8 protein-coding genes are annotated in these 6,503 nt (G+C 59.1%); 6 read left to right on the top strand and 2 right to left on the bottom strand.

Annotated elements, in window-relative coordinates:
- Positions 1 to 44: 44 nt before the first annotated feature.
- On the top strand, positions 45 to 1,010 hold the full coding sequence (locus tag ABIZ35_RS07085; RefSeq protein WP_348219180.1) for an aldo/keto reductase: 966 nt from the start codon (positions 45 to 47) through the stop codon (positions 1,008 to 1,010).
- Between the two features lie 57 nt (positions 1,011 to 1,067).
- Here the strand turns inward: ABIZ35_RS07085 and ABIZ35_RS07080 are convergent, their stop codons facing one another.
- Positions 1,068 to 1,787, bottom strand: coding sequence for a hypothetical protein (locus tag ABIZ35_RS07080; RefSeq protein WP_348219179.1), 720 nt, complete (start codon positions 1,785 to 1,787; stop codon positions 1,068 to 1,070).
- Positions 1,771 to 2,112, bottom strand: coding sequence for a PadR family transcriptional regulator (locus tag ABIZ35_RS07075; protein ID WP_348219178.1), 342 nt, complete (start codon positions 2,110 to 2,112; stop codon positions 1,771 to 1,773). Before ABIZ35_RS07075 ends, ABIZ35_RS07080 begins: the two co-directional genes overlap by 17 nt.
- A gap of 128 nt (positions 2,113 to 2,240) precedes the next feature.
- Here ABIZ35_RS07075 and ABIZ35_RS07070 point away from each other — a divergent pair, with 128 nt between their 5' ends.
- The 5 genes from ABIZ35_RS07070 to ABIZ35_RS07050 form a co-directional block, all read left to right on the top strand.
- Positions 2,241 to 3,167 (top strand): UbiA-like polyprenyltransferase, encoded by a 927-nt coding sequence (locus ABIZ35_RS07070; RefSeq protein ID WP_348219177.1) that lies wholly within the window; start codon positions 2,241 to 2,243, stop codon positions 3,165 to 3,167.
- Positions 3,164 to 3,580 carry a DCC1-like thiol-disulfide oxidoreductase family protein gene (locus ABIZ35_RS07065; protein ID WP_348219176.1) on the top strand — a complete coding sequence of 139 codons (417 nt, stop codon included), beginning with the start codon at positions 3,164 to 3,166 and terminating at the stop codon, positions 3,578 to 3,580. Before ABIZ35_RS07070 ends, ABIZ35_RS07065 begins: the two co-directional genes overlap by 4 nt.
- Positions 3,581 to 3,585: 5 nt before the next feature.
- Entirely contained in the window at positions 3,586 to 4,386 is an 801-nt protein-coding gene (locus tag ABIZ35_RS07060; protein ID WP_348219181.1) for a menaquinone biosynthesis protein, read from the top strand.
- A 118-nt stretch (positions 4,387 to 4,504) separates the two neighbouring features.
- A complete protein-coding gene (rfbB, locus tag ABIZ35_RS07055) occupies positions 4,505 to 5,515 on the top strand; it encodes a dTDP-glucose 4,6-dehydratase (RefSeq protein ID WP_348219175.1) in 1,011 nt (336 codons plus the stop codon).
- Positions 5,499 to 6,503 (top strand): glycosyltransferase (locus tag ABIZ35_RS07050; RefSeq protein ID WP_348219174.1); only part of this gene is annotated, 1,005 nt, incomplete at its 3' end. The genes rfbB and ABIZ35_RS07050, both read left to right, overlap by 17 nt.

Below are 6,503 nucleotides of genomic sequence, written 5' to 3'. Positions count from 1 at the left end.
GCCAGATCCCCACCGAATAGCGCACTCCAAGAAAGAAGATATTCATGAAACGAACACTGGGACGCAGCGGCGTCGAAGTCAGCGCTCTTGGCATGGGGTGCTGGGCTATCGGCGGCCCACACGCGCGTAACGGCAATCCTGTCGGCTGGGGCGGCGTCGACGACGCCGAGTCCGTGCGCGCCCTGCGCCGCGCCTTTGAGCTTGGCGTGGACTTCTACGACACCGCCGACGTCTACGGCTGCGGCCATAGCGAAAAGATCATCGCGGAAGCGCTCGGTAACAATCGCGACGAGATATTTATCGCCAGCAAAGCCGGCTATACCTATGTCGAAGAAACTCGCGAAGCGCCCGGCGAGAGCGGCGATCCGGACTACATCCGCCAATGCTGCGACGAAAGCCTTCGCCGCTTAAAAACCGATCGCATCGACCTTTACCAGTTCCACCTCGGCGGATACGATTTGGCGAAAGCGCCCGAAGTTCTCGCCGTCTTCGACGAGCTGGTCGCCGCCGGCAAGGTCCGGTACATTGGCTGGAGCACGGACGATCCCGCACGCGCTGAGTTCTTCGCGCAAAGCCTGAACTGCGTGGCGATCCAGCAGGCGTTCAACCTCTTCGGCGGCAATGAAGAAACCCTCAAAGTCTGCGAAACGCACAATCTCGCCAGTATCCTGCGCGGCCCGCTCGGCATGGGAACTCTGACCGGCAAGTTCACCGCCGACACCAAGCTCCCATCCGACGACATCCGCCGAGGCTGGAACTTCGCCGAAGGCGGCCAAGCCGAAACCCTGCAAAAGCTCGATTCCATCAAGAGCATCCTCACCAGCGGCGGCCGCACCATCGCTCAGGGCGCCCTCGCCTGGCTCTGGGCCCGCAGCTCGGCCATGATCCCGATCCCCGGCTTCAAAACCGTGGCTCAGGTCGAAGAAAATGTCGGCGCCATGCAATTTGGGGCGCTGACGACGCATGAGATGGCGCAGATTGATCAAATTCTGGGCCGCACAGCGTCTTAGCGCAAAATGACGGCGTTTCGGTCCTTTGGCGAGACTGAAGCGCCGTCATGACGGTATTCACCTCGCATATCGCCATTTGCCGCGCCCGTATCTTGTGCGACGCCATGCGCCGACGCCCGATTGCAGAACCATCACCGCAATCATGAGGATGAGGTTGCCCCACCGAAAATTGTCGAGTATTGCTGGCTGACGGTGTATTTCCGGGCCAAGAAAAACTGCAAAGAATACAGTCGCTCCCAGAGCAGTTCCCACCACGCCCCGTTTCGGAAATAGAAAGCCGGTGACTCCTCCAGACAGCGAGCCGAGGCCAAACATGGCGATCGCCTCCAGGGCCGATAGGATCCAGGATGGCGAATCGCTGGCGCTGAGCGCCAGCGTATGCGGCTCCCAGACATAAGATACTAACGGGTCAAGAAAGCGGTTCAGGGCAAAATACATCGAAGTCAGCGCAGATCCCACCGGGGGCGCAATGATACTAAGAACAAACATTATCGCCATCGTACAGGCGGCTCCGCCCCACACGCCGAGCGCCTTTTCCCTCTTGTCTCCACGTCGCCACGCCCAAACCAACTGACTGGCGATATCTTCTGTCGGGCCGTACTGCTTGATCGCAGTATGTGCCGCCTCGTCTTCAGACATGCCAAACTCCTGATTGACAATTACAGCATTCAGAAGATGCTGGCGCATCTCGCGCAGTTCCTCATTGCGCCTCAAGGTCGGCAGCGGGTCAAGACGCTCGGAAACACCGAGCAAGTACTCTTCAAGTTTGTGGTGCATGATCGATCCTCCCCAGCACGGTCTGAATGAGCGAGACGTAATTCGTAATTTCCTGCGCCCGGCGTTTCGCTTCTTTGATCCCCGCGTCCGTCAGTGAATAGACCTTACGGTCCGCCCCTTTGGCCTGGGGTTCCCATACCCCCACGATCAATCCGTCCTGCTCCAGCACACGAAGTGCGGGGTAAAGCGTCCCCTCACGCATCGTCAGCGCATCATCACTCAAGCGCTCGACTTCGCGTACGATTCCATAACCATGCATCGGCTGCTTGCTGAGCACCGCCAGCACCAGGGCCGGCAGGTCCCCCTTCGCCAAATCTCGCCTCATTGCATACCTCCTGTATCACAGTACTAACAGTATCATACTATAATTGAAGAGGTATGTCAACAGTACTTTGTGAAAAAAGTTGCAATGTCGGTCTTCCCTGGGTACAATATTCTTAGAGGGAGAGAATTATGCAGCCCACGCCCGCGGCAGACCAGACGCTTTCGCCCAATCCAATCGTTCGGGGATTGCGGCAGACAAAGATCATTCTGGAGATGATCAAGTTCGAGCATACGATCTTTATGCTCCCGTTCGCGCTGATGGCGGCGGTCATTGCCGGACGCGGTCACTGGCTCCTCTTCTTCACTAAGCTTCCCTGGATTTTGCTCGCCATGATCGGCGCGCGGTCAGCGGCGATGGCGTTCAATCGGATCGTGGATCGTAAATTCGACGCTGCGAACCCACGCACCGCGATGCGCGCGATCCCCGCAGGACAGCTCACGGTCCCGCAGGTCACAGCCTTCACCATCGTCGCTTCGGCGCTGTTGGTATTCGCGGCGGCAATGCTGAACCCGCTGGCGCTCGTGCTCTCGCCGGTGGCGCTGGCCGTTGTCTTCTTCTACTCCTATACCAAACGATTTACGCCGTTCTCGCATCTGGCGCTAGGCGTGGCCCTGGCGATTGCGCCGGTCGGTGCGTGGATCGCGATTACTGGGCGCATCGATCCGCCGGCGCTTTGGATCGGCGGCGCGGTGGTCTGCTGGCTATTCGGCTTCGATATCATTTATGCCCTTCAGGACACGGAGTTCGACAAGGCCAATGGCCTGTATTCGGTTCCGGCGTGGCTGGGCAATGCGCGGGCGCTGGCGCTTTCCCGCGTCTCCCATGTGGTGATGATGGGACTGTTGGTGATGGCGGGCGTCTCCGCGCACCTGGGTGGTTTTTATATTTTTGCGATCGTTCTGGTCGCCGCGCTGGTCTGGTACGAACAGTCTCTGGTCAAGCCAAACGATCTTTCCAAACTGAACCTGGCGTTCTTCACGCTGAACGGCTACATCAGCATGGCGCTCTTCGTGCTGACCCTGGTGGATGTCATCGTGGGAAGCAGGGTTTTGTGAAAGCGATCGTTGTCTATATCGACGGCGAGTGCCCCATGTGCGTAGCCGGCGCCAAGCGTCTGCGCCGTTTTGACAGCCGCCGCCGCATCCGATTTGTGAACGCGCATGAGCCGCAATGGGCCGTACGCGCCGCCGACCGCTTTGGCGCCCGGGCCGTGGATGGCGAAATGCGCGCGGAAATGCCCGATGGGACATGGCGATCGGGATATTTCGCCTGGGCGGTCATCCTCTCCGAAATGCCCAAACTGCGCCCGTTTGGCCTGCTGATGCGGTTCCCGCTGCTTTATGGCGTCGGCCCAGCGGTCTACAAGTGGGTCGCAAACCATCGCCTGGAAATCTCCCGAGTGCTTCGCCTGCCGCCGCCGTGCGATGAGAATGGGGTTTGCCGTCTCGGGCAAGGAGCAAGTCTTTGAGCATTGTGATTGGGAGCGTTCCCTATCTGAACGAAAAACCGCTCACCCGCTGGTTCGAGCACACCGAGGAAGGTCGCGCTTCCGGGATCAAAGTCATCTACGCGGTTCCCTCGCAGCTTGCAGCAATGCTGGCGGCGGGCGAGATCCATGCGGCGCTGGTCTCGTCGTTTGAATACTTTCGGACGCCCGGCTACGGTATCCTTCCCGGCGTGTCCATTTCCAGCCAGGATGAAATACTCGCGGTGCGCGCCTTTTCCCAGCTTCCATGGAAACTGACCACATCGGTCGCGCTGGACACGTCGTCGCTCACCTCCGTCGCCCTGCTCAAAATACTTCTCGCCGAGCAGTACAACATCCATCCCTCCTACCTGCATCATGCCCCCGACCTGCCGGCGATGCTGCAAGTGGCGGACGCCGGTCTTTTGATCGGCGACAAAGGGATGCTGGCAAACAACGAAGGGCTGCATACACTTGATCTCGGCGCCGCATGGCGCAAGCTTACGGGGCTGCCCTTTGTGTTCGCAGTTTGGCTCGGCGATCCAGATAGGGTGACGCCCGAGCTGATCAAGGCGCTCAAAACGGCGAAGGCGTGGGGATTGACGCAGCTCGATGCGATCGCCAAAGAGCAGGCCGAATATTTGAATTGTCCGGAATCGCTATGCCGCCGTTACCTGACCGAAATCATGGACTATGACCTTGGCGAGGACCATCTCACCGCCCTGGAAGAGTTCGGCGTCCGCGCCCGCCGCGTCGGATTGCTGGACCACCCCCCGCTTCCCCTGCATGTGCTTTCTTCACGGGCCTAAGACCGGGCCGAGTCTGAAATCTTAGTTAAGCCGCGTTGACGCCCACTTCCACGCCTGCTATAATAGAAATCATTCTCACAGTCGGGCCGCAATCGGCCTAGCGGGACGACAGCTTTCCATGCAAACTCTCATTATTACTGGCGCCGCAGGCTTTATCGGCTCCAACTTCGTGCGCTACATGCTCGTGCGCTATCCCGCGTACCGCCTGATCGCCCTGGACTCGCTGACCTACGCCGGTAACCTCGCCAATCTCGCCGATGTCTGGAAGAATCCGAACTTCACATTCATTAAAGGTGATATTTGCGATGAATCCATCGTAAACAATCTAGCGCAGAACGCCGACGCCATTGTCAACTTTGCGGCCGAGACCCATGTCGACCGCTCCATCGCGACGCCCGGACGGTTTATTCAGACGGATGTGACGGGAACTTACGTGCTGCTGGAGGCGGCGCGCAAGCATGAGCTGGAGCGAATTCTCCATGTGAGTACCGATGAGGTCTATGGTACGATTGATGAGGGAAGCTTTAAAGAAGGCGATGCGCTGGAGCCCAATTCCCCCTACTCGGCCTCTAAGGCGAGCGCGGAGATGATGGTTCGCGCCTATCACCAGACTTACGGCCTGCCGACGATCGTAACGCGCGGGTCCAACACGTTTGGTCCGAACCAGTATCCCGAAAAGATGCTGCCGCTGTTTATTAGCAATTTGATTGACGACATCCCTGTGCCCGTTTATGGCGATGGTCATCAGATGCGCGATTGGATGTATGTGACCGACCATTGCCAGGGAATCGATCTGGCGCTGCACCATGGAACGCCGGGTGAAGTCTACAATGTCGGCGGGGACAACGACCGCAAGAATATCGATGTCGTTCATCTGCTGCTGAAATACCTGAACAAGCCCGAAACGCTCATCCACCACGTCAAAGACCGGCCGGGTCACGATAAGCGATACTCGCTGGATGTGACGAAGTCCCGTGGGATCGGATATCAGCCCGACGCCGATTTTGAAGCGCGTCTGAAAGACACTGTCCAGTGGTATGTAGGCCACCAGGAATGGTGGCGAACGATCAAGGAAAAAGACCACGAGTACCAGTCGTTTATGAAGCAGTGGTATGCCGACCGTCAATAGTAACACTATGCGTGAGAAGACCGCACGCGCTTCCTTGCAGATTTCCAAGCCGTCGGATGGGCCGCGCGTGCTCTACCTCGCCACGTCCGGCGGCGAAGGCGGCATTGAGCGGCATTCGATTCATCTTGCCGAGCGCCTTCGCGAACGGAATCTGCATATTTCCTACTGCTGCGCCCCCGATACATTTCTGGCCGAGACGTGCGGCGCGCGCGGTATTCCTTCACACCCTCTTGTCATCCGCAACAGCGGCGATCCCGCCGCGATCGTTCGTCTGGCCTCATTGATGAGACGCAGCAAGGCGGATATCGTCCACGTGCAGTCCCGCCGAGACTATGGTCCCGCGCTTCTGGCGGCGACACTTGTGCGAGGAGCCGCGCGCGGCGGGCGCAAACCGCACCTGCTGATCCATTCCCATCTCGACAAGCCGCTGGGTGAGCCGCATGCGCTGAGTGGATGGTTTTTCCAAAAAACCGCCAGCCGCGTGATCGCTGTCTCCAGCGCGGTGCAGCAGCGTCTTCAGCAAGTCCACGATCTTCCGGACAGCTTCGTGCCGGTGATCCACAACGGAATTGACCTGGACGCCTTCACAACGCCGAACACCTTGATGCACGGCCTGCGCCGCGCCGGCGCGCGTCTTGGATGGCGCATCGAGTCCAAGGCGACGGTGATCGGAATGGTGGGACGGCTTTACGCCAAAGGTCAGGAAACCATGGTCGGCGCGATGCCGGCGCTTCTGAAACGCAACCCTTCCCTCCATTTGGTGCTGATCGGACCGGAAGGAGACGCCGGCGACAAACAGCGTCTGAAGGGCTTGATCGCCGCCGCAGGCGTTTCGGAAAAAGTAACGATCGCGGGACGCCGGGAGGATGTTCCCGAGCTGCTTCCCGCATTCGATCTTTTGGTTCACCTGCCTCGGTCCGAGTCGTTTGGCCTGGCGCTCGTGGAGGCGATGGCGACGGGGCTTCCCGTCGTCGCCAGCAACATCGGC

The organism is Capsulimonas sp. (genome assembly GCF_039929585.1).
Lineage (GTDB): Bacteria > Armatimonadota > Armatimonadia > Armatimonadales > Capsulimonadaceae > Capsulimonas.
Note: the sequence above shows the minus strand (reverse complement) of the source record. Positions and strands in the feature narration are given on the sequence as shown.

Excerpts from the sequence above, each read along its gene's own strand:
- ABIZ35_RS07085 (WP_348219180.1), top strand. The coding sequence starts at position 45 with ATGAAACGAACACTGGGACGCAGCGGCGTCGAAGTCAGCGCTCTTGGC.
- ABIZ35_RS07080 (WP_348219179.1), bottom strand. The coding sequence starts at position 1,787 with ATGCACCACAAACTTGAAGAGTACTTGCTCGGTGTTTCCGAGCGTCTT.
- ABIZ35_RS07075 (WP_348219178.1), bottom strand. The coding sequence starts at position 2,112 with ATGAGGCGAGATTTGGCGAAGGGGGACCTGCCGGCCCTGGTGCTGGCG.
- ABIZ35_RS07070 (WP_348219177.1), top strand. The coding sequence starts at position 2,241 with ATGCAGCCCACGCCCGCGGCAGACCAGACGCTTTCGCCCAATCCAATC.
- rfbB (WP_348219175.1), top strand. The coding sequence starts at position 4,505 with ATGCAAACTCTCATTATTACTGGCGCCGCAGGCTTTATCGGCTCCAAC.